This is a genomic window from Candidatus Kuenenia sp., assembly GCF_027493735.1.
GTDB lineage: Bacteria > Planctomycetota > Brocadiia > Brocadiales > Brocadiaceae > Kuenenia > Kuenenia stuttgartiensis_A.
Map to the genome: position 1 here is coordinate 14,000 of NZ_JAOSKF010000023.1, position 22,640 is coordinate 36,639.

Here is a 22,640-nt window from a genome sequence, read left to right on the forward strand (position 1 = left end):
TTGACATGTATAAAAATTACAATAAACGATGAGCCTTTCTCCAAATAGACCCACCAACGATTATGTAAAACAATAAATTTACTGAAAATGTTTCAACATTTTAAAAAGGCCGCATTTTACCTAAAAAAATCATATTAGTTTACCGCCGAGGGAGCCAAGAATGCAGAAAAAATAAATAAACGGTAAGCGGAACTATTACAAAAGATCATACGGTAAAATGGCTGAGGAATTCTCTCGTACGAATATTTTGAGGATTACAAAAAACCATTTCAGGGCTTCCGGACTCGACAATCTTCCCTTTTTCCAAAAAAATTACCTGCCGGGAAATGCTTTTTGCAAAATGCATTTCATGAGTCGCAATAACCGTTGTCATTCCTTCCGATACCAATTCCCTTATGACTGCAAGGACATCATCTGTCATTTCGGGGTCTAACGAGGATGTAGGTTCATCAAAAAGCATTGCTTCAGGTTTCATGGTAAGGGCGCGCGCAATTGCAACGCGCTGCTGCTCTCCACCCGATAACTGGCCTGGGTAGCTCTTTGCTTTTTTTTCCATACAAACCCTCTGAAGCATGCCCATCGCCCTCGATTCGGCTTCAGGATGGTTAATCCCCAAAACATGTACAGACGCAACCATTACATTATGCAAAACGGTCATATGCGGGAAGAGATTAAACTGTTGAAAAACCATTCCGATTTTTCTGCGTATATCTTCTACTACACCATTGTTTTTTTTATAGCGGTAATCAGGTTCGAGCGTGCCGTATATGGTAAGCTCGTCAACGGAAATTTTTCCCTTTTGAAAACATTCAAGTCCGTTGATACAACGTAATAGAGTGCTTTTCCCGCTTCCCGAAGGGCCTATGATTGAGACAATATCCCCTTTTGCAATATCAAGATGAAAACCTGTGAAAAGAGGCTCGTGGTCGTATTGTTTTGTAAGGTCACGAATTTTAATCATTTAAAATAGTGCTGATGTATGGGCGAAGCATTTGTGATAACTGGCATACATGCGTTCATGCCCGAAAACGCAAATGCTTCTCCCCTACAGTTTCAAAAGACGTTTAGCCTTTTCTCCAGTCTTCTGGAGTAAAGAGAAAGCGGATAACTCATCCCAAAGTACAACAAAGCGGTAATAATCCCCAGTTGAAAGAATTTCATAGAAGATGCCGCAAGTATGCTATAACTTTTAGTAAGCTCTACTAACGCAATTACCGAAACCAAAGAAGAATCTTTAAATAACGATATAAAATCGTTCGTAATCGGAGGCAATGTAATCCTCAATGCTTGAGGGAAAATAATCTTTTCAAATGTTAACCGCCCCGACATGCCCAATGAAAAGGCCGCCTCTGTTTGGCCTTTCGGGATTGCCTGTATGCCCGCTCGGTAAACTTCCGCTTCATACGCCGCATAATTCATCCCCAGCCCTAAAATGGCTGCGGCGAATGCCGACATGGTGATACCGATGTTGGGAAGCCCGTAATATAAAATGTAGAGTTGTATCAGGAGGGGTGTTCCGCGATATACTTCTATATATACGGTAGAAATTTTTTTAATCCATGTATTGCCGTACAAACGCATGACTGCCAATACAATTCCTAATGAAACGGCAAGCATCATAGATAAAACCGAAATGCCAATGGTAACTAACGCCCCTTTTAATAACGTTGGTACGAAGGTAGTTACTATTAAAGGAATTCGCTCTTCAGGTGATGGCGGATTTTCAGCATATTTTTGCAATAATCCCTCATGCAAATAAAGTTTTTCCTGCGCCGCATTCCAGAGTCCCCATTTCCGGCATATTTTTTTTATTTCACCCGTCCTTAAAAGTTTTTCAATGACACGGTTTAGTTCTTCCACTAACGCAGCATCTTCTTTCCGTAAGGCAATGCCATAATATCCCTCCCCTACCGGTCCCCCTACCAATCTCAATTGGGGATTTGGCTTGGCGTAATAGGAAGCAACAGGTAAGTCCACAAAAACGGCATCCAGGCGGTTATCCAGTAAATCCTTAAATGGTTCTACCTGTCCGCTGTATATCTTTATGGTCACGTCCCCCATTTTTTCAAGCATTTGTTTTGCAACGGTATTGTACAGTGTTCCTACCCGTTTACCGTGAAGATCTTCAAATGTATTGATTTTGAAGTCAGAGGCACGGACAACAATTTGTTCGCTAAAGACAAAATATGGACGTGAGAATAGTACGGAGTGCTGTCGTTCGGGTGTAATTTCGATACCATTCAATGCAATATCGAAATCGCCGCGTTGGAGAGACATGAGGATGCTATCCCATTCATTCTGAAAGTAATTTAGTTTTATCCCAAGTTCTTTTGCAATTGCTTCTGCAATTTCTACTTCAAAGCCGATATATTTTTTCGGATGCCTTTGATCTGGAAATACATAAGGAGCCCCCCCATCCGCATCAAAACCCCATGTTAATACGCCGGTCTGTCTGATCTTTTCCAGCGTATCCTGTCCGGCGCAAACAGTATTGTACGGATGGAGTATTGCCAGAAGTAGAATTGATATAACCGAAAGTGTGAAAAAGTGTCGTTTCATAAATTTTTATATATTTTTTCCTATAGAAAATGCCTTGCCAAGGCAGCTTCCAATGCCGTAATATGCACGTGTTTCAGGGGCATATATCATAGGCCGGATCTTTTCAATATCAGGCACGCCGTCATTGTTTAAGGCTGATTCTTCCGCCTTAACATCCATAATCTCGCCGATAAATTGCGTGTGCAATCCTATTTCGAAGGTGTGAAGCAGTTTACACTCCAGAATAACCGGAAATTCATTTATATACGGTGCGTCAACAAACTCTCCCTTGATGGGAGTAAGTCCGGCAGCAGAAAATTTATCCACATCCTTACCGGTAACAACGCCAAAATAGTCTGCCTGCTTTGCATATTTTTCAGACGGAATATTAATCGTATACGCCTGCCTTTCAACAATACAATTATACGAATATGTCGCTTTTCTCAGTGAGATGGCAACGCATGGCGGACTCGAACAGCATATGCCGCCCCATGCTACGTTCATTGCGTTTGGTTTGCCTTCTTTATCATAGGAACAAACAATAAATACGGGGGTTGGGTATGCAATAGCTTTTGCGCCTAAGGATTTTTTCATTATTACACCTTTCTATAATAACAAATAACAACCGAAGTATTTTTTCCAAAAAATCAAATTGTCACTATTTTTGTCGTAGTGTAGGGGCAAAGCACTTGCTGTGAATTGTCATAAATGCGTTCACACCCAAACGGGCAAATGCTTCTCCCCTACTTTTTTTTATTTGTAGGTTGTATACCGGACGATATCATCTTCACCTACATAACTCCCAATCTGCACTTCTATAACTTTTGCAATTTTGTCCGTGGGATTGTGTATCCTATGTTTGGCATTCTGAGGAACAAAGACGCTTTCATTTTTCTGTATTTGCTTTTTTGTATTGCCTATATATATATCAATTTTCCCCTCAACAACATTCCAATGTTCGCTCCTGTATTTATGTTTTTGCAATGAAAGAGTTTTTTGGGGATACACACCGATTTCTTTTACCTTGTAATTGTCTTGCTCATGCAACACCGTATAGTACCCCCACGGCCTGTACACTGTGCTGCCGGTCTTTGTGTGTTGTAGTCCTTTTTTATTTATCGCCGATACGAGTTCTTTTACATTATCCGAACAACCCCTTTTAACGATCAATAAAGAATCCGCAGCATCAATCGCCATTACATCATTCACACCTAAAAAACAAACAAGCCTGTTGTCCGAATACGCAAAGCAATTCTTTGAATCAAAAAATTCAGCATCTCCAATGGTAAAATTTCCCTTTCCATTGGTATAAAACTGTAAATAACTATCCCAGCTTCCCAAATCCGACCATTTAAGATTAAATTTGATCAATGCCGCATTTTTTGTTTTTTGCATAATCCCGTAATCAATAGAATCTGCCACTATGTTTTCAAAATTCCTGCAAAATTCATCATACGTATATTGATAATATTTGTAGCTTGACGGTGAACATGCTGCGAGTTCTCCCAGGAATGTTTTTTTATTAAAACAAAATATCCCGGAATTCCACAACCCCCCTTTTTTTATAAGTAATTTGGCTTTTTGAATCGAAGGCTTTTCTACAAATGTATCCACCAAATACCCTGCACCGAACTTTCTTTTCAGGAGAATATATCCGTATCCTTCCTTGGGGAATGTCGGTTTCACCCCAAATACAATAATTTTATCCTGTTCTGTGAGTGTTTCCGCCTGCCGTATGCATTTTTCAAAATCGTTCACCGGTTCAATTATATGATCGGACGGCAATACACATATGAGTTCGTTCTCATTTAAAATAGTTCTACTCTCAATATATTTTAACGAGAGCATTATGGCTGGGAGGGTGTTTTTGGGAACAGGTTCTAAAATAATATTTTCCTTTAACAAATTCTTGATTGCATTTTTTACTCCAGGCAATAATTGAATCTGATTCAAAACGGTAAACTTATAACTTTCATGAGAAACGATAAAAATGTCTTTTGGGGAAAAACATGGCAAAAGCCTTTCTATCGTTAACTGAAACAAAGACAATCCATCCTTAAATTCAACAAATTGTTTCGGGTGGTCTTCTCTGGATAAGGGCCATAGTCTGGTTCCTTTTCCCCCAGCCAGAATGATTGCCTTTCCGTTTATTTTATCTGTGACAATAACAGTCTTTGTTTTTTTGTTCATCTTATCGTTATTTCTAAAAAAATCCTGACTACTGTATTATTTATATTTTACCATAGGTAAGTTGGCATATACTCTTAATACGGCATCTGCGAGTTTGTCCGGATCATGGCGAAGCAGATCCTGTTTTTCCCAGAGGATACGTTTTTTATCAAAATCTTCTACCAAATCCGCTTTTTTTATATTTATGTTTAATCCGTGCACACCATTGTCAAATTCCGCCAATTCAGCCCCTTCTTTTTTGTACCGGTCAAGAATCTCTTTTTTGGGAATTTTGTCATTAACAATCACATAATCAACCATGCCATCAACAAGATATTTATTAATTGCCTGAATATGATCCGATACTTTATATTTATCCGTTTGCCCTGGTTGTGTAACGATATTACAGACATAAATTTTTACTGCATTGCTGTTACAAATAGCGGTGCGTATTCCGGTCACCAGCAAATTTGTTATAAGGCTTGTGTACAAACTGCCTGGGCCGATAACAATAATGTCCGCGTTGAGAATTTCTTCCACGGCTTCCGGCAATGGTTCGACATTTTCATTTTTTAAAAACACCCTTTTAATAGGAGACTTTCCCACGGCACGGACATTAAACTCTTCTTCTACATAAGCCCCATCTTCCAATTCTGCGCATATGTGTGTATCATTAAGCGTTGATGGTAGCACTTTTCCCCTAATATTTAAAATCTTGCTGGCCTTTTTTATCGCCAGGTCGAAGCTGCCGGTAAGGTCAGTTAAAGCGGCCATTAATAAATTTCCCAGACTCATGCCATTTAACGAACCCTTGTTGAATCTGTATTGAAAAAGCTGGTATAATTCCTGTTCCTGTTCTTCAGTTTCCGACAAAGCTATGAGGCAATTTCTTGCGTCGCCCGGGGGGAGAATTCCAAACTCTTCCCTTAAAATCCCGGAGCTTCTTCCTGAATCAGTAACGGTAACCATCGCCGAGAGGTGTTTGCTGTACGTCTTAGCGCCTTCAAGCATAATCGGCAGACCGGTTCCGCCGCCAATTGCGACAATCTTGAGATTATCAGGGGTCTTACCGCTATTGTAAAGTTGAAGAATCGTAGGAATCTGAAAGATGCGTTTTATTTTATAGTCCGGTTTATCGCATTCGTGTATTGGTTGTTCCAGTTTAAATCTTCCATGTAACATCTGTATCGTAATCAATCCGAGGGACTTTGCAGCCCTTAATTCATTCCGCGTCCTGTCGCCCACCATAACCGCTTCGTTTGGATTTAAATTATGTCTTTTGAGACAATCAAGTATGCAGTCTTCCATAAGCATACCAATTTCCTGGTCATTAATGATAATTTCACTAAAACACGATTTCAAACCAAGTATTTTGACCTTGTTTTCCTGCCTTTCATGCACCCCCACGGTAAGTAAAAACAGTTTGAATCCTCTTTTCTTTAAATCTCTGAGGGTGGGTATTACATCGGAAAAGGGGACGATCCCGGAAAGCTCGCTGCTATTGTATGCACGATACGCAATATTGATAAATTTTTTGTTTGCGCGAAATTTTTTTACAATTTCGTTAAACACGGGATGGTAAGGGCCATGCCTGGCGATAAGTTCCTTTTGTAATTGATATGCGTTCTCTTCCGTAGTGGGAAGTCCTGCCTCAACCATTGCTTTTGCTGCCCGTCTCCTGGAAGCGTCAATCAACAGATTTGTACAGTCGTACAAAGTATCGTCTAAATCAAAAAATATCGCCTTTATTTTCATACAATATCCTTCCTCATGAATATCTATTATAACGAAGTGTTCCTGTTATTTATAGTACTTAGTTTTTAATAAAAGAGTTACATCAGGTGCCTTTGGCAGCACTATATTCTGTTATTGATGTTAATGTAGAGACGCATCGCATGCGTCTCTACAAAAATATTGAATTTCCTATGTAATTGAAGAGATTCTTTGAGTTTTTTTTATGTTTTGAACGCGTAGTTTATTTACCAACAAATGTGCTTGCCGAACCGGTTCAGTAATGCGATACCCCCTGCATACCTTTAAAACAAACTGCGTTGCAAAAGAAAGGCTTGTCTTGTGCCCGACAGAAACAAAAATAGGATTTGTATTTAATTTTGTTCTCAATGCGACTCCTACCATTTTATCTTTATAAATGAGGTTGGAGTATGCGCCTACTGCATTTTCAACAGCAGAATACTCACCTACCAGACAGCTTTTTGCGCAACCAATGGCCGGTTTGTCTAAGATAAGGCCTAAATGCGATGCAAGACCTAAAAACCGGGGATGCGCTATTCCTTGTCCATCAAAAAGAATTATATCTGGTGCTGTTTTTAATTTCTTAAATGATTTAAGAAGTACGGGTGCTTCTCTAAATGACAAAAGGCCGGGTATATATGGAAACATGGCCTTTTCAATAGCAGTTGCTTCTTCAATCTTTTCAAGATTTTTATTACACCTAAAGACAATTACTGCAGCAAATACAAGATCGCTATATTTATCGTATGAAACATCGGCGCCCGCTACCGTGCATATTTTACCGTGATCTTTTTTTAAAATTAATGCATTGCTCAATTCTCTCTGGATTTGAACAGCTTTCGCATAATTTTTCGTCCACGGATGTATTTTTCTTATATGCATTAAAAAGCTGGATTTTGATCGCCACCGAAGTGCGGAGTTAAAGGATGTGAAATTTGTTCCCGACGCCAATCGGGAATTTGTGTCGTACTCATAAAAGTTGAAGCTTTTTTCAAAAAACTACCGTACTACAAAACATTGGTATCAATTACAATTCTCATAATGCGGTATTATATACAACAACATAAGTTTTGCAAGAATTTTAAGACATAACTGCTCGAATTCAGAGGTGGATGTGGGGCGTGATGAATGCTAATGAATATAAGAAGGGCGAACAAATCGTTCCGGCGGACAGTAAACAACCTCCGGGCGGGATGGCTTCGGACAATAGAGGCGTTTTCAGGTGAAAAGCCTAAGGTAAAACAACTGGCATTGTTTTCGGATTACCGTGACGAATTGTCCATAATAACCTGAGAGACCCTCCAGATACGGCTAGACAAAATGAATTGTGCCGTACAAGTGAATGGAGCGCGTACTGGTTGGGATTGTATTTGTGGGATTCCTGGAGCCGGACACATTTTGGAAACAGCGTTTGCCATCAAGTCGTAATGGGACAAGCAGACTGAATATTCTGCTTTGTCTAAGTAACGTCTGGCAGTGTATTGCGCAAAAAGAAATATCCCACAGTACCAGAAAACAACGACCCTGCTATTATACCAAGGAGTTCATCGAACATCCGGCTGCGGATTTTTTCCCGCAAAGATTTGTAGCCGGTTTAAACAAAATCATTCAAGGCTCCTTTAATTATCAATAAAAAATTATCTGCGCAGTTGTATAAAGGCGACCGTCTGTTTATTCAAAAGGAAGCACCCTTCCCCCCTTATAGCAAAAGTAGAGAGGGGGTGAGCTACTTAAAACATTTGCATACTCAAGAGACTCACGATGTTTGATTTATAGACAATGTCATACAGGTTCAACACGAACACGGCCCTTCGGGGTTAGAAATAAAGATAAAGTGAAACTTTCACTCTTGCTTTCTATTTATCCCCAAAAGGCCGTACCTCCCTGGTATCAATTTAAAATTCACATTTAATGGGCACCCTGTTTTGCAATATAATTGTTACCCCTGGTTGACAAGCTCACCCAGTCTAATATGCTTGCGCATTACAGCATCGATATCCTCCATGTATCTCCCGTCCGCAGGGTAACACTGAGTACCATGAATATGCATGTCCAGCCCGTCAAGCTCTTCTGCTTCAGATACCCTGATACCGATGGTATGTTTTAGTCCAAAGAATATGACGAAGCCCAGTCCACCTGCCCATACTATGGCGGTGGCGAAGGCGATGAGCTGGGCAAGAAACTGCTGGCCGGAACCAACGATCAGCCCACTTACTCCTCCATATGAACCGTCGGCAAAAATCCCTACGGCAAGAAGCCCCCACAACCCATTAGCGCCGTGCACAGATACCGCACCAAGGGGATCATCCACTCTAAACTTACGTTCAACAAGCCACACCGAGCCGCACATCAACAAACCGCCAACTAACCCTATAATAACGGCAGCCCATGGCGCAATGAACGCACATGGCGCCGATACAGCTACAAAACCTCCCAGTGCGCCATTACAAGCCTCCGCTATATCCGCTTTTCTAGATTTCCAGTAGGTATATAATACGACAATGACAGCGCCTGAAATACCGGCAAGGAGGGTATTGGCAGCAATAATTGAAGACCGTAATTCCGATATTGCGAGGGTGCTGCCAGCATCATAAGCAAGCCACCCAAAGGCTAAAACAACGGTGCCAATAAGTACATAGGCAATGTTGTGTCCATGGATATGGTTAGAAGAGCCGTCCTTATTAAATTTTCCGATTCTCGGACCTAGCGCCCATGCACCCATAAAGGCACAGATTCCACCAATTGCATGGACTACTCCAGATCCGGCAAAGTCCTTGACTCCCACCCCCAATTTTAACTTAGCAAGCCATCCTTCGCCCCATATCCAGTGGCCGTAGAATGAATAAGCAAATGTATACACGAGAAGCCCTGCGATTAAAAAGGCGGAAAACTTAATCCTTTCTGCAACAGCGCCGGCAATGATGCTGCCAATAAAAGTGGCAACAACCGCCATGAAGGTAAAGAGCAGAATGGTCTTTACATCATACGTATCTCCTAAAAGCATAAAGCCGCCATAACCTATAAAGGGATTACCTTTATCAAGGCCTGACGCCAAGTGAGAACCGCCGAACATAAATGCAAAACCAAATAGCCAGAAAATAAAGACTCCCGCCGTTGTAGCCATAAAGCAATGAGCCATGTAGCTAAGCATATTTTTGGAGCGAACAAGCCCGCCAAGCAGCATAAACCCGGCCTGCATAAAGAGAATAAGAAACGCCGCCACCAATATCCAAACAAAGTTTCCTGAAGTGCTCAAGCCTTCGAAGCTTTGCGTGAACGTGAATGCGCCACTGGGATCGCCTGCCTGCACACAGTTTGCCCATAGGAAAAACATAGTAACGCTGCAAAAAAGGACCAAGCCAAAGCGACTCATCTTGATCCTGCACATATTCTGCATTTTAAATCTCCTTTATATACATAATGCTATAAATAATTTAGCATATACTCAATCAGACTGAAATCACTGGTTTCTGACATGCGCATTCATTGCCTTCTATACTCAATCAGATTGAAGCCGCTGGCTTCCGTCTGATTGAGTATATATTGTGTAGCATATGCCCGTTTACAAACTTTTCTATCACTAAACGCGTATATTTTATACGTTACTTTTTATTTAATCGTAGAGCGTTGTTTAAAATCTGACGATGTTTTTTTACTTTGGAAAAACTTCGTTCAGGGAAGCACGCTCTTTTTTGAGACTCTCAACAGCCTTCATATCCCCCGATTCTTTTGGAGATAATTTTACAACCCTTCCGTTAGCGCTAATGGCATTATGACCAGTTTCGCCCGTGCGTATGCGACAGGCTGATTCCACATGAGTCACAAATACTTTTCCATCGCCAATAACCCCTGTTTTTGCCTCTTCCATAATTATTTTGATTGCCGTCTCCAATTCTGCTTCCGGGACTACAACCTCGAGTTTTATCTTTTTGTGTAAATCTACCATATATTCTCTTCCACGCCATACCCGTGTCTTACTGATTTCACTTCCTTGCCCTCTGATTTCAGTAACATGCATTCCCATTATTCCCGTTTCCTGCAACATAGAACTAACCGCCATAAAACGTTCAGGGCGAATAATTGCCTCTATTTTTTTCATTTTATTTCCTCCTAATAATATTCCTGTTGTAGCTAAAGATTAAGGGCAGACGTCCACAATCTTTAAAACCTCACTTTGTCTCGTAAGTGGCGTCCCTTCAGAAAAAACGTGTTCCTGCTTTGGCGTCAATGATACCCATCTGCCATCTTCCGTTATTATATCTTTTTTAATTATGCCTGACTTTAACCGCAACGCATATTCGTATTCACAGTTATTTCCATCTTCTTCATGTAAGAATCTGCTTATGTTCCGCAATGCATCGTCTACTGCGTTTTCTTCTAAGACAACTTCTATCTTTACATTCTTTATTATATCTACTACGTACTCGTCATCGCGCCAAAAGACAGACCTGGTTGCTATTTGGTCTTGATCTTTTATATACGTCTTTATTACCGGATGTCCAATTTCTCCGAAATAATTTTCTAATATCTGTACGGCACCTGGCTTTATAAATGCGGATATTTTTTTCATTATTCATTCCCACCTATTCTTTAAGAAAGTGTAAAAGACCTAATGGATTAAGTTGTAATAACCTAAGCGCAACTGCAGTACCAATAGTATAAAAAAATAAAAAAGTCGCTAAGAAGTTTTCTAAGTGGTTTCAAATATAAGATTTATTTGCAGAAGAGCTGTGCTTCAAAAGCAAATATCAAATATATACTTTTCGGGCAATAACATCTTAAAAAAGGGTAATATTTAATGTGAAAGAGATATAAACCTGTAACACGTAATTGTTTATAAAAAAATCGGGCATGAATGGCATATTCGGGCGTTTATGCACCAAAAGAATGAGTTTTTACCCTGCCACTAATTAATCCTTGAAGGTATCCTTGTTTATGTTATATTTCTTCATTTTCCGGTAAAGGGTTTTTGCGTCGATACCGGAAATCCTGGCAGAAGAGTCAATTCGTCCTTTGCATTGTTTTAAAAGTTTCATTATATACAGGACTTCGCACTCTGATAAGAAGGTTTCCATGTCGATATTGGTAACATGGTCATTAGGGGTATTAACGAATGCTTCTTTCTGTTGTTTTTGGTGGAGTATTGGCATATCAACCTCGTTAATTATATTGTCTTTTGCCATAATTACTGCCCTCTCTGTCAAGTTCTCGAGTTCCCTGACATTGCCAGGCCAATGGTATGACATCATGATATTAAGGGCATTTTGAGAGATAGATTTAATATTTTTTTTAAACGCTTTATTATATTTTTCGATAAAGTGCAATACAAGCAAAGGGATATCTTCTAATCTTTCTTTCAAGGGCGGCAATTGAATGGGAATAACATTTAAACGATAGTATAAATCTTTTCTGAAACCCCCTTCTTCCGATAAGTTATTGAGGTCTTTATTGGTGGCGGCAATAACCCTTACGTCAACCTTTATTGTCTTATTTCCGCCAATCCTTTCGAAAGATTTCTCCTGCAATAACCTGAGAAGTTTTGTTTGCATAGAAAGAGGCAAGTTCCCCATTTCATCAAAAAAAACCGTACCTTTGTTTGCATGTTCAAACTTGCCTGTCCTCTGTTTTACAGCGCCGGTGAAAGCGCCCTCTTCATGTCCAAAAAGTTCTGTTTCCAGCAGCGACTCAGGCAATGCACTGCAATTTATGACGACAAAAGGAGCATCTTTCCTGCTGCTGTTGTGATGAACAGCGTGCGCTATAAGCTCTTTACCTGTGCCCGTTTCCCCGGTTATCAGTATCGTAGCGTCAGTGTCTGCCACCTGCATGATCAGGTCATATATTTGCCGCATTCTGTGCGACCCCCCTATTATATTGCCAAAGCTAAACCTCTCTTCCAGTTCCTTTCGTAATGCCCTGTTTTCTATTATCAGATTTTGTTTTTCAAAGGCGCGTTTGATGACCAGTCTCAACTCCTCTGCAGAAACTGGTTTCGTGAGATAATCATAAGCGCCTATCTTTATCGCTTCCACAGCAGTTCTCACGCTGCCATATGCAGTCATCATAATCAAAAATACTTCCGGATATTCAAGCTTTAATTGTTTTAATAATTCAAACCCATCCATTTTAGGCATTTTAAGGTCTGCAATAACCAGATCATGCGGCGATTTTCTATAAATACTCATCGCCTCCAAACCATTAGACGCCGTACTGATCTCGTATCCTTCGCTGTCCAGAACACTTTTAATACTACCGAGGACGTATTCGTCATCCTCCACCACCAGTATCTTTTTTTCCCCAACCATTGGTTAATAATCTCGCTCAAAATTAACAAAGAGGCTGTTTTTAGCCGTTTTTCGCAAATAAAAGACCTATTTCCGCCGCTATTTAAAAACAATATTTAATACGTGATAAATACAACCTATTGCAGTGCAATATGTTATACCGTTGAGGTGTTTGTTGGCACACCTATTGCCCTATGTTGTAGTAGAACTATTAGAATTCATTTTAAATATTTACAAGGAGTTTACTATGAAAAACATTAAAAACGCCGGTTTTGAACAAAGCATTTATTCTGAACCAGAGGTAATAATAGATAAAGTTGTTGACAATAAGAGATACCGGTTTTGCAGGTTTCCCGCCAACGAGAATCTCTATAAGGAAATAAGCAGCATTGCCAGGCGCTGGAGAGACGGAGAAATATCTCAAACAGATGCCTCCGGGTTGCTGGAGATTGCTTCACTTCCCTACGAAAGATGGATTTTTGATATGATTGCCGACCTTGCCGAGGAGACGAAACACCTTGAATATATTGCGGATGACAATGACTATAAGGGTGTAAAGGCGATTGCCTTCTTACAACATGGCAATGAGAGATCATATAATATCCAATATAAATAAAGCCCTTGCATACTGAATCATAGCGGAAACTATGCATCAGTTTTTAAAATCGGCAGTAGTATCTGAAAAGTGGTTCCCTCATTAAGGGTGCTTTTGATGCCGATCTTTCCGGCGTGTTCCGTTATAATATTGTAACATATCCATAAACCCAACCCTGTGCCGGTCCCTTTTTTCGTGCTAAAAAAGGGCTCAAAAATATTTGGCAAATCTTTTTCCCTTATTCCGCATCCGTTATCGGCAAACTCAATCTGTAACTGATTGTTTTTTGCTTGTGCAGTTATATTAATAGTTCCGCCGTTTGGCATTGCGTCAAGAGAATTGAGTATAAGGTTTGTAAACACCTGTTCTAATTGGTTGGAATGGCATCTTATGCAGGGAATATTTTTGTCAATCGTTTGTTTTACCGTTATTTTTGACTGAGAAAGTTTCTTCTGTAATAAATTCACGACATTTTGTATGTGATAATTAATATTATGATCGCCTTTTTCTTCCATTATATGCAGGTTAGAGTCTAACAAACTCCTTACAATTCCCGCTATCCTGTAAATGCCGTCCATGACGAGTTCCACATATTTCCTTTTCTCATCCTTCTCCCCCATTCTCTCCAGCAACAATTGCAGGTAATTAATAATGCCTTCCAGCGGGTTATTGATCTCATGCGCAACGCTTGAGACGACCCTGCCTGTTGAAGCCAGCTTTTCCGCCTCTAACAGTTGCGATTCCAGACTTTTTTCCGCCGTAATATCCCTGTAAACGGACCTGATGGCGGTAATTCTGCCATTATCATCACAAATATGATTATCGTTCAGGCTGACGTCTATAATGCATCCGTCTTTTTTTATAAGTTGTAGTTCTGGTCCCTTTACAAGCTGTCCGCTCAAACGTTTGGGTAATAATTTTTTCATTACTTCCCTGTTTTTTTTCGTTTGAAAATCGAAGATATGCCTTCCTATAAGTTCCTCTTTTTTATATCCTAAAATCTCTGCGCCTGTTTTATTGCAATTGATTATAATCCCGTTTTCATCGTTTGTTATATAGATATCCGGAGCATTATCATAAAGGTCTTTGTATCTTTTCTCAGACTCCCTTGTTTTTTTAAATAATCTGGCATTTTCCATGGCGATGGCCAACTGTATGGCAATCTGTTTCAGTAGTGTAAAATGTTTTTCAGAAAAGCTGTTTTTTTTTGAACTTCCAAAGTTAATCGTTCCGATAATATTGCCTTTGTATTCAAGCGGGAAACTGAGCCGCGACATTATACCTTCTTTGAGCAACAGACGATCTGGCTCAAAAGCGCTTTTTGAAGTATCTCTCACAATAAACGGCCTGCCGGTAAAAGTTACCTGCTCTAACAAGCTCCCTTCTTTTCTGAGCCAGTCATTTTCGCTAATTGCCGTGTAATCATACGATTTGTCCATGGCGGCAACCTCAACATTTTGTTTTTTTTCATCAATCAAGGCAATGCTGACCCTGTCAAACTCCATGACGCGCTTCAGCTCATTACTTATTGACCTAAATAGCATATCCGACATAAGATCAGAAGAAACAATCTTATTAATATTGTATATAATTTCCTTCTGATGTTCCATTTCCCACATTTTGGTAATATCCTGAACCAGCTCAAGCACATGGGTAATATTTCCCTGAACGTCTTTGATTGGTGACCCAATAAAGTGGTAATATTTCTTCTCGTTGTCCCTGCCAATTACCAGCTTTTTTATTTCTTCTCTCTTACCGCTCATAAATACGCGTTTTGCAGTGCAGTCCTCCGTGGAAGCATTGCCGCAGCCAAAAATTTTATTACACGCATCATTTTTAAAACCATATACCATTCCAAACTGTTCCACGAAGGGTTTGTTGCCCCACGTAATCTTCATTTCTCTATCGATGAGGCATAAGTATGCGCCTATTCCGGTCACTATCATATCGAGTTTCTTTTCTTCTCTCTCCAGTTCCGCACGTGCTTTTTCAAGGTCGTTCAGCATGTACAATGTTGCTTCTCTAAAGTCTGACAATTCATTTATAAGTTTTTTTGTATGCCTCATATCCCTGGCAACGCCGACAACATTTATCACCTCTCCATCGCTGTTACGCATTATACGCCCGCAAAAATTCACAGGGATATCTTCTCCTTTATGCGTATGATACATAATATCGTAATCCTTTAATACATCTTCCTTCCAAAGATCACTCCAGCTCCGGTTCGCAATGGGGTTGTCTTTGTCTCTCAGGATCATATCTATATTATTGCCAATTAACTCCTTTTCTTCATACCCTAACAGATCGAGCATTGATTTATTTACGGTTTTTATCCTGCCATGTTGGTCTACCACAACCAACGTATCGATCATGCTTTCAATTAAATTTTCCACATAAGCCTTTGACACAGTAGTCTTCTGCATATCTTCTGTCATTTTGTTTATAGAGGTAGCCAGCATTCCAATTTCGCCCCCTGAGGAAAGATGTATCCTCTTGTCAAGATCACCGTCGGCAATGGCGGCCATTACACGTGATATTTTTGAAATGGGGCTTGTAATCAACCTTTTTGTCAATAAGTATGTAATAAAAACAATTGCGGCAACAGAGACCAGTGCAATACAGATAAGTATTATTATGTTTGATTTCACGCTTGCATGAATAAGTCTTAATGGCGCTATGACGCTTATCGCTCCCCACAAATTGCCCTCCTTATATGCCTCATTCTCATGACCGGGAATGGTTGTTTTTCCTGCATGCCCTCCGTGGCATCCGAGACAGGACTTCTTCATATAGAGTGGGGCAATATAACGAAATATTTTTTCATTATTTATGCCAAACGACTCACCACAATACGCATCATGTGGTTTCTGTTCTTCCATGTTTTTCAAGACGGCTTCTTCCAAATCATCCGGGTGGTTATCTGTATTTATGTGTTTCAGTGCTATCAGCCGAACCGTGTATGGTCTGTTTTCGTTGATGGTGTTGGAAAATTCCGCGCAGATTTCTGAAGGGTGCAAATGTATAAAAACCGTATTGCTGCCAGCGCGGCCAGTATTGAAACTATTCTGAGCCTCTGCTAAACGACTGTGGATCATTTCTATTTGCTTAACAAGAATGTTTGCATGTTTTTTTATTTCGTCTTCCAGCAAATAGTCTTGCCTTTTAATGATCAGTGTAAAGCTTACCCCCAGTACCAGTGGTACAAAAAGGCTGATTGATAAGATATATTTAGCGCCCAGTTTCATAGATTATATTTATTTTGGTTTTTTTAAAGCGTAAAGGTCTTCTTCCATTTTTTTCATCTTTAATTCCCTGCCGACAGCTACTTTTGCAAAGTTCTCCAATTGTTCGGCTTTTTTCTTGAAATCATCCCGCGATTTTTCCAATTCCGAGGTTCTTTTCTTCACATCTTCTTCAAGATTTCTCTTTATGTCCTCCAGTTCCCTTGTTCTGTCTTTTATTTTGTCCTGTAATGCCGCATTCAAGTCCTGAACTTTTGTGATTTTAACAAAGTCAAGCCATGATGTGACGTCTGCATATTCACTGATATTTAATCCCTTAACCTCTTCTTCGGTGCTGATTCTAATGCCTACCAGTTTCTTCATACACCAGAAAAATAAAAGTCCCAATGAAAAAGCCCAGGCAAATGCCACAATAATTCCCAGACATTGCACGCCAACCTGTAAAAGGCGGCTGAAGTTTGTCATTGAAAATGCAGACACGGGAGTAAACAAGCTAACGGCCAGGGTGCCCCAGACGCCGCAAAATCCGTGGACGGGAACCGCCCCCACCGGGTCGTCCACTCTTAATATCTTTTCGATAAAATCCTTAGCCAATATTGCGATGATGCCTGCGCATAATCCAACTATACATGCATATACGGGGCTCACCCTGCTGCAACCTGCGCCAATGGCAACGATTCCCCCCATGATTCCTAAAAGTATTTCTGCGGCGTCCAATGTTTTGTTTTTCAGTTTTCTGAAAACTGCAGCAGCAACACCCGCTACCGACCCAGACAAGGTTGTATTGATAATTACCAACCCGATGCTGGTATCAGCCTGCAAAAGAGCCCCTCCGTTAAAACCAAACCAGCCAAACCACAAAAAAAATGTACCTATTGTGGCAAGTGGTAGATTGTGTCCGTACATCCTGTTCACGGTGCCATCAGGATTAAACTTTCCGGTCCTCGGCCCCAGCACAATGGCGCCCGACAAAGCAATCCATCCGCTTACAGAATGGACTACCGTAGAACCAGCAAAATCTATAAATCCGAGCCTTTCAAGCCATCCATACTGCTGGGTATGCAATAAATGTCCCCATGCCCAATGGCCAAAGACGGGATAAATCAGGCAAACAACAACAATGGTCGTACAAATATGAGTTAACAGTTTTGCTCTTTCGGCATAAGCGCCAGATGTAATAGTGGCTGCGGTACCTGCAAATACCAGTTGGATAAAAACAAAGGCATATCCCAGGGAGGTTAGATGAGTATCAATACCATATAACAGAAAATTACTTATGCCGATATAGCCGTTATAGCTCACGCCAAACATAATCCCAAACCCTACGATAAAATATGTTATGGAACTTATAAGAAAATTCAATATATTTTTTATGGAAACGCTTATGGCATTTTTTGCCTGTACTGAGCCAGCTTCATATGCCGTAAAACCCACCTGCATGAAAAAAACCATGCTGGCAGCGACAATAATCCAGATAAAATCAAGTTTTTTCTGGATTAATTGCAGAGATGTTTCCTCATTTTCAGCATGAACATTATAATGCGGGTAAAAAACTAATGCGGTCGCTATAATGCAGGCAAAGATAATTATTATTTGCCTTTTGTGCCTGTTATCGCTTTGTATGTTACTCATTCTGCACTCCCTTGTTTTCTAAGGAATTATTTACAGTATCATCTTTATTATTCAGTATTATTCATTTGTTTTCTGCTCATCTTTTCATCATGTTGGAATCTTCGGCACGATGGCAACGATTCTTTGTATGATAATACTATTTTGGGGATTTCCAAGTTTTGCGTGGGGCAAGTTATCGGGTTTTTTAGATGAACGTGTAGACTTAAAATGTTTTGATGTGATTTTCGTATTCATCATTTGACAATAGACAATCCTGCCAAGTCGGACAATCATCAATCATCCCATCCGGAACAAATCATTGCGGCTAAAAACGCTTCTGATAAAAATGGCAATAGGGTTGTTTCCCGGTTTTATGATAATAGTCCTGATGATAATCCTCGGCAAACCAAAATTGCCCGGCCTTTTCCACGGTGGTGGCTATTTTGTAGCCTTTATCCTTAAGAATATTGATCAGTTTTTCGGCAGTTTTCTTTTGTTCCTCTGAATTATAGAAGACGGCGGAACGATACTGGTAGCCGATATCGGGTCCCTGACGATTGATCTGAGTGGGGTCGTGGATTTCAAAAAATAAACGCGTAAGTTCCTCATAGGAGACAATGGATGGATCAAAGACCACTTCTACAGCTTCGACATGGCCTGTGGCTCCCGAACAGACTTCCTCATAGGTAGGATTCTTCTTTGTGCCGCCGATGTATCCGGAGGTAGCTGAAATAACACCCTCTTTGTACCCCGAAGTAATGCTCCACACCCCAGAAACAGCCGCCGGCGAAGATGGCCTTCTCCGTATTCACGACCTTCGTCTTTTCAGCCGATATGAAATTCAGTGAGAGAGAATTCACGCAGTGGCGGGTGTTCTTTTTGGTGAGGCCTTCACCCAAAAAGACATGTCCGAGATGGGCGCGACAATTTTTGCAGACTATTTCAGTACGTATGCCATCGGAATCGAGGTGCCTTTCCACGGCGCCGGGAATTTCTTCGTCAAAGCTGGGCCAGCCGCATTGGGCGTCAAATTTATCATCGGAGCGATATAAAGGCGCGTCACAGCGCTTGCAGGTGTATGTGCCCTTTACATCGTGATAATAATATTTTCCGCTGTAAGGGCGTTCAGTGCCTTTGTGGACGATAACGCGTTCTTCTTCGGGAGTTAAGGGATTGACCTTCATTTTCTTATCCTGAGCATTAAGGTTTAGGGTTATGAACAAACTTAAACTAAAAAAGAGAATGATTTTCTTCTGCATACTATTTTCGCTCCTTATGAAATTTTCCATGCCCAAATGGTCAGCTTGCCCCGATGAAGCCGGATTTTAAGCCAACCAGAGGGAAACGATAAAGGGCTGCTGGTTTTGTTGTTTTAAGGGTGACGCATCCGGACTCCCTCCCCTGCCGGAAGAATTATACGGTTAAAAGGTAGAAAGAATATCAAATATTGAACAATGAATAAAGAATGCCGAAGGATAAGAGAACTTCGTAATTCGAAATTCCCTGAAGGTTGTTGAGAAGGGCAACCGCTAATGAACAACAATGAACGTGAATCTTCATTCAAAATTCAAATAATTTGTCTCGCTTCAATCTTTCCTAACATTTTATTATTCTTCTTGCTGAAGCATGAGAATAACGCATGGACGGATTTTTCAGAAGGCTAAAATGTTACAAAATTTTAAATATACCCAAAATATTTATTTTAACAAAGTAATGTAATAAACTTAAAGAACTGTTTATTCTGCAATAGACTTTATCTCCTGCAATCAGTTCTTGTGCTCAAACGATTTTGTTAAATGTTCAAAGCTCATATTCACCATTACCGCATTATGTGGAATTAAAACATATTTCCAGGGTTTCCCTCCATTGGAAATAGTAAAATCTGTAGCAACCTTACAATACTCTAAGGCTGCCTGGGCTTTTCCCTGAACATCTTCCGATTCAATATCTGCCTCTTTCTTCGTTTCTATAAGATAAATAGCATCTTTTGTTTCCACGACAAAATCAGGGTTGTATTGCCTTGAATTGTGCTTCCAGTATAGGTGGAATTGATTAGATGCAGGCCTTAGCCACTTAAGAACTACTTTGTCCTGCTCTAAAATGACTGCAAAATCTTTTTCTGTCTTGGAATCAAATTTATACAGATTGTGGCATGCTTTTTTGAAACCACTAAATACCTTATTAGGAATGGCATTGGTTGGAGTGATTGTCTCGGTAAAATGATGAATGCTGTCTTTCGTGTATTTTGAAAAATTATGTTCTTCAATCCTTGTAAAAGGCTTTACCATTGGCTTTTCATAGCTTGGCGCTTCACAGTAAAAATGTTGCTTCATCTGGGAATAAATATAACTTCCAATCTCTTTTTTGTGAAATTGCACAACATTCATCAGTTTATCGTCGTCAAGATATGCCCTGAATTTCTCAATTGCCTGACCAGTTAATCTAAAAAGCAATTCAGTCTGTTCGTCATAATCTATTTCAGGGTAATTCATGAGTTCATTAACAATGATATTTTCCGGACCGTCATGTATGCCCCTGCCCTTCCCGCTTATAATATCAACACTGTTTTCCTGTTCACGGAGCTTTTTTACTAAAATTTCTTCCGACACCGGTTGGTAATTGAGACTCCTGGTATCAAGGTCAAAATCCTTAAAGCCCGACCTTACTTCATTGCTTTGCTGAATGGTGATTCTTGGAATTTCTATTATATTCTGTAAAAAATCATGTACCACCGCTTCATAGGCATCCTCAACTTCTTTTATCATCTCTGCAGTAAATAAATTTTTCTGAGGAGTACTGTAAATCTTTTGTTTTATTCTTTCTACAGCTATTTGTTTGATTTCTGACCTTGTCAATTCATTGACATTGGTTACGGTATTGTTTAGTCCCGGAAGTGTTGAAAGAATCGTCTTTCTGACTTCCAAGTTAATCTGGGCTTTTTGTCTCTGTTCAGGCTCAACAATAAGCCCAATCTTCCTTTGCTCTTCATCAAATTTTTGTTCAACGTTTGAAGTGGAGGTAATTACCTCTTTTTGTTGACTGATTTCCTGTGGATCAATTTCAATAATATTTTGCCTTTTAATGATAGAATCGGGTTGATTGGCTGCGTCAATTATCTCCTGAAATTTATCATGGGCTACAATCGTAAGTTTATCCACTTTATCAACACCCGTTCTTTTTCCATACGGCAAGCGTAACCCCCTGCCAATAGTCTGTTCCCTCAAAGTCATAGACGTAGCCGTTCTTAAGGGAATAATCGTATAGAGATTAGTTACGTCCCACCCTTCTTTCAGCATATTGACATGGATAACAATTTCAATTTTATTTTCTGGCTTTTCCAAAGAAATCAGTTGTGCAATATTTTCTTCTTTTTCTTCCCCTGATTGGTTCGAGTGGATTTCCATTACCTTATCGGCATAATAACCTTCAAAAAATGCGTTTGAAATGATCAACTGCTTTAATTTGCCGGCATGGGTTGTATCCTGTGCAACAACCAGCACAAAAGGCTTTACCGCTTTTACTCTATTATCCCGCGCATAGATATCCAAAGCCACTTTCGTGTCTTCATGGATACGAATGCCGTCTTCCAGTTTTATCCTGTCCAGTTCATCAGCGGAGTATTGTGAAGGATTAAAATCTTTACGGGTAGCCACTGCCGGTTCCTTTACAAAACCGTCCTGAATAGCCTTCGCTAATGAATATTCAAACACGACATTTTTAAACTTAATAGGCCCTCCGCTTCGTTCTATTTGGGGTGTCGCTGTAAGTTCCAATCCTAAAATAGGGTTTAATTCATTAATAACCTGCATGCCTCTGGCTGCCCGGTAGTGATGTGATTCGTCCATCAGCAAAACCAGGCCATCGAGGTTTGAAAGGTAATTGAAATAAGAATCGCCTAAATATTCTGAAAGCCTTTTTACGCGTGGAAGCTTGCCGCCCTTCGTTTCGGCATTTATCTTGGAGATGTTAAAAATGTTGATATGAATATCAGTTATGAACATTTTTGTCTGGCGAATTTCATTATAATTATCGCCGGTAATAATACGGGGTTGGTTATGAACAAACTCCCCAATGCCCTGAAATACGTATTTTGGGCAATTCGGATTGGAAAAGTCCTCAATGAGCTTATTATAAATGGTAATATTCGGCGCTAGTACGAAATAGTGCTTTATGCCCTTTGAAAGATATAAATAAGCGACAAATGCCCCCATTAAGCGCGTCTTTCCAACACCAGTGGCTAAAGCGAAACAGAGAGAAGGGAAGTTTCTTTCAAAGTCAGCACAAGCAGGATAGGCGCTTTTGACTATCTCCAGTGCCGCGAATAAATCGCCATTTTTCTGAAGGGTCAATTTATCCGTCAGCTCTGCCAGTATATTCAGGCTGTCTGCCTGCGGCAAGCGAAGGCTTAAGCGATTCTTGATGGTATTTGCTATGCGATTCATTTTTTGT

17 protein-coding genes are annotated in these 22,640 nt (G+C 40.2%); 2 read left to right on the top strand and 15 right to left on the bottom strand.

From position 1 onward, the window contains the following. Positions 1-205: 205 nt before the first annotated feature. From M5U24_RS16240 to nfi, 6 genes are all read right to left on the bottom strand, one after another. Complete coding sequence (locus tag M5U24_RS16240; protein WP_099326657.1) at positions 206-961, bottom strand: amino acid ABC transporter ATP-binding protein; 756 nt, start codon at positions 959-961, stop codon at positions 206-208. A 92-nt stretch (positions 962-1,053) separates the two neighbouring features. Beyond that, entirely contained in the window at positions 1,054-2,559 is a 1,506-nt protein-coding gene (locus tag M5U24_RS16245) for an ABC transporter substrate-binding protein/permease (protein ID WP_099326658.1), read from the bottom strand. A 6-nt stretch (positions 2,560-2,565) separates the two neighbouring features. Then, positions 2,566-3,132, bottom strand: coding sequence for a flavin reductase family protein (locus M5U24_RS16250; RefSeq protein WP_099326659.1), 567 nt, complete (start codon positions 3,130-3,132; stop codon positions 2,566-2,568). Positions 3,133-3,291: 159 nt separating this feature from the next. Next, a complete protein-coding gene (locus M5U24_RS16255) occupies positions 3,292-4,728 on the bottom strand; it encodes a mannose-1-phosphate guanylyltransferase/mannose-6-phosphate isomerase (protein ID WP_099326660.1) in 1,437 nt (478 codons plus the stop codon). A 36-nt stretch (positions 4,729-4,764) separates the two neighbouring features. Then, entirely contained in the window at positions 4,765-6,462 is a 1,698-nt protein-coding gene (gene yvcK, locus M5U24_RS16260; RefSeq protein ID WP_099326661.1) for a YvcK family protein, read from the bottom strand. Positions 6,463-6,630: 168 nt separating this feature from the next. Continuing rightward, positions 6,631-7,341, bottom strand: a complete 711-nt coding sequence (gene nfi / locus M5U24_RS16265; RefSeq protein WP_099326662.1) for a deoxyribonuclease V — start codon at positions 7,339-7,341, stop codon at positions 6,631-6,633. Positions 7,342-7,593: 252 nt separating this feature from the next. On the opposite strand from nfi, the gene M5U24_RS16270 reads away from it, so the two are divergent. Further along, on the top strand, positions 7,594-7,752 hold the full coding sequence (locus M5U24_RS16270) for a hypothetical protein (RefSeq protein WP_157820726.1): 159 nt from the start codon (positions 7,594-7,596) through the stop codon (positions 7,750-7,752). A gap of 646 nt (positions 7,753-8,398) precedes the next feature. Here M5U24_RS16270 and M5U24_RS16275 read toward each other — a convergent pair. The 4 genes from M5U24_RS16275 to M5U24_RS16290 form a co-directional block, all read right to left on the bottom strand. Next, positions 8,399-9,793 carry an ammonium transporter gene (locus tag M5U24_RS16275; protein WP_230405656.1) on the bottom strand — a complete coding sequence of 465 codons (1,395 nt, stop codon included), beginning with the start codon at positions 9,791-9,793 and terminating at the stop codon, positions 8,399-8,401. Between the two features lie 318 nt (positions 9,794-10,111). Then, positions 10,112-10,558 carry a P-II family nitrogen regulator gene (locus M5U24_RS16280; RefSeq protein ID WP_099326665.1) on the bottom strand — a complete coding sequence of 149 codons (447 nt, stop codon included), beginning with the start codon at positions 10,556-10,558 and terminating at the stop codon, positions 10,112-10,114. Between the two features lie 39 nt (positions 10,559-10,597). Continuing rightward, positions 10,598-11,029 carry a hypothetical protein gene (locus tag M5U24_RS16285; RefSeq protein ID WP_099326666.1) on the bottom strand — a complete coding sequence of 144 codons (432 nt, stop codon included), beginning with the start codon at positions 11,027-11,029 and terminating at the stop codon, positions 10,598-10,600. Between the two features lie 340 nt (positions 11,030-11,369). Continuing rightward, positions 11,370-12,764 carry a sigma-54 dependent transcriptional regulator gene (locus M5U24_RS16290; RefSeq protein WP_099326667.1) on the bottom strand — a complete coding sequence of 465 codons (1,395 nt, stop codon included), beginning with the start codon at positions 12,762-12,764 and terminating at the stop codon, positions 11,370-11,372. 226 nt (positions 12,765-12,990) lie between these two features. Here M5U24_RS16290 and M5U24_RS16295 point away from each other — a divergent pair, with 226 nt between their 5' ends. Beyond that, complete coding sequence (locus tag M5U24_RS16295) at positions 12,991-13,359, top strand: hypothetical protein (RefSeq protein WP_099326668.1); 369 nt, start codon at positions 12,991-12,993, stop codon at positions 13,357-13,359. Between the two features lie 29 nt (positions 13,360-13,388). On the opposite strand, the gene M5U24_RS16300 is transcribed toward M5U24_RS16295, so the two are convergent. The 5 genes from M5U24_RS16300 to M5U24_RS16320 form a co-directional block, all read right to left on the bottom strand. After that, positions 13,389-16,583, bottom strand: a complete 3,195-nt coding sequence (locus M5U24_RS16300; protein ID WP_099326669.1) for a PAS domain S-box protein — start codon at positions 16,581-16,583, stop codon at positions 13,389-13,391. A 9-nt stretch (positions 16,584-16,592) separates the two neighbouring features. Then, positions 16,593-18,212: an ammonium transporter gene (gene amt, locus M5U24_RS16305; RefSeq protein WP_099326670.1), complete on the bottom strand. Its 1,620-nt coding sequence runs from the start codon at positions 18,210-18,212 to the stop codon at positions 16,593-16,595. A 304-nt stretch (positions 18,213-18,516) separates the two neighbouring features. Beyond that, a complete protein-coding gene (msrA, locus tag M5U24_RS16310; protein WP_205713303.1) occupies positions 18,517-18,960 on the bottom strand; it encodes a peptide-methionine (S)-S-oxide reductase MsrA in 444 nt (147 codons plus the stop codon). Beyond that, positions 18,872-19,450, bottom strand: a complete 579-nt coding sequence (locus M5U24_RS16315; RefSeq protein WP_205713304.1) for a methionine-R-sulfoxide reductase — start codon at positions 19,448-19,450, stop codon at positions 18,872-18,874. The genes msrA and M5U24_RS16315 overlap by 89 nt, the downstream gene beginning before the upstream one ends. A 507-nt stretch (positions 19,451-19,957) precedes the next feature. Next, the gene (locus tag M5U24_RS16320) at positions 19,958-22,633 is read right to left on the bottom strand and encodes a DEAD/DEAH box helicase family protein (protein WP_099326671.1); all 2,676 of its coding nucleotides are present in this window, start codon (positions 22,631-22,633) and stop codon (positions 19,958-19,960) included. Positions 22,634-22,640 lie beyond the last annotated feature (7 nt).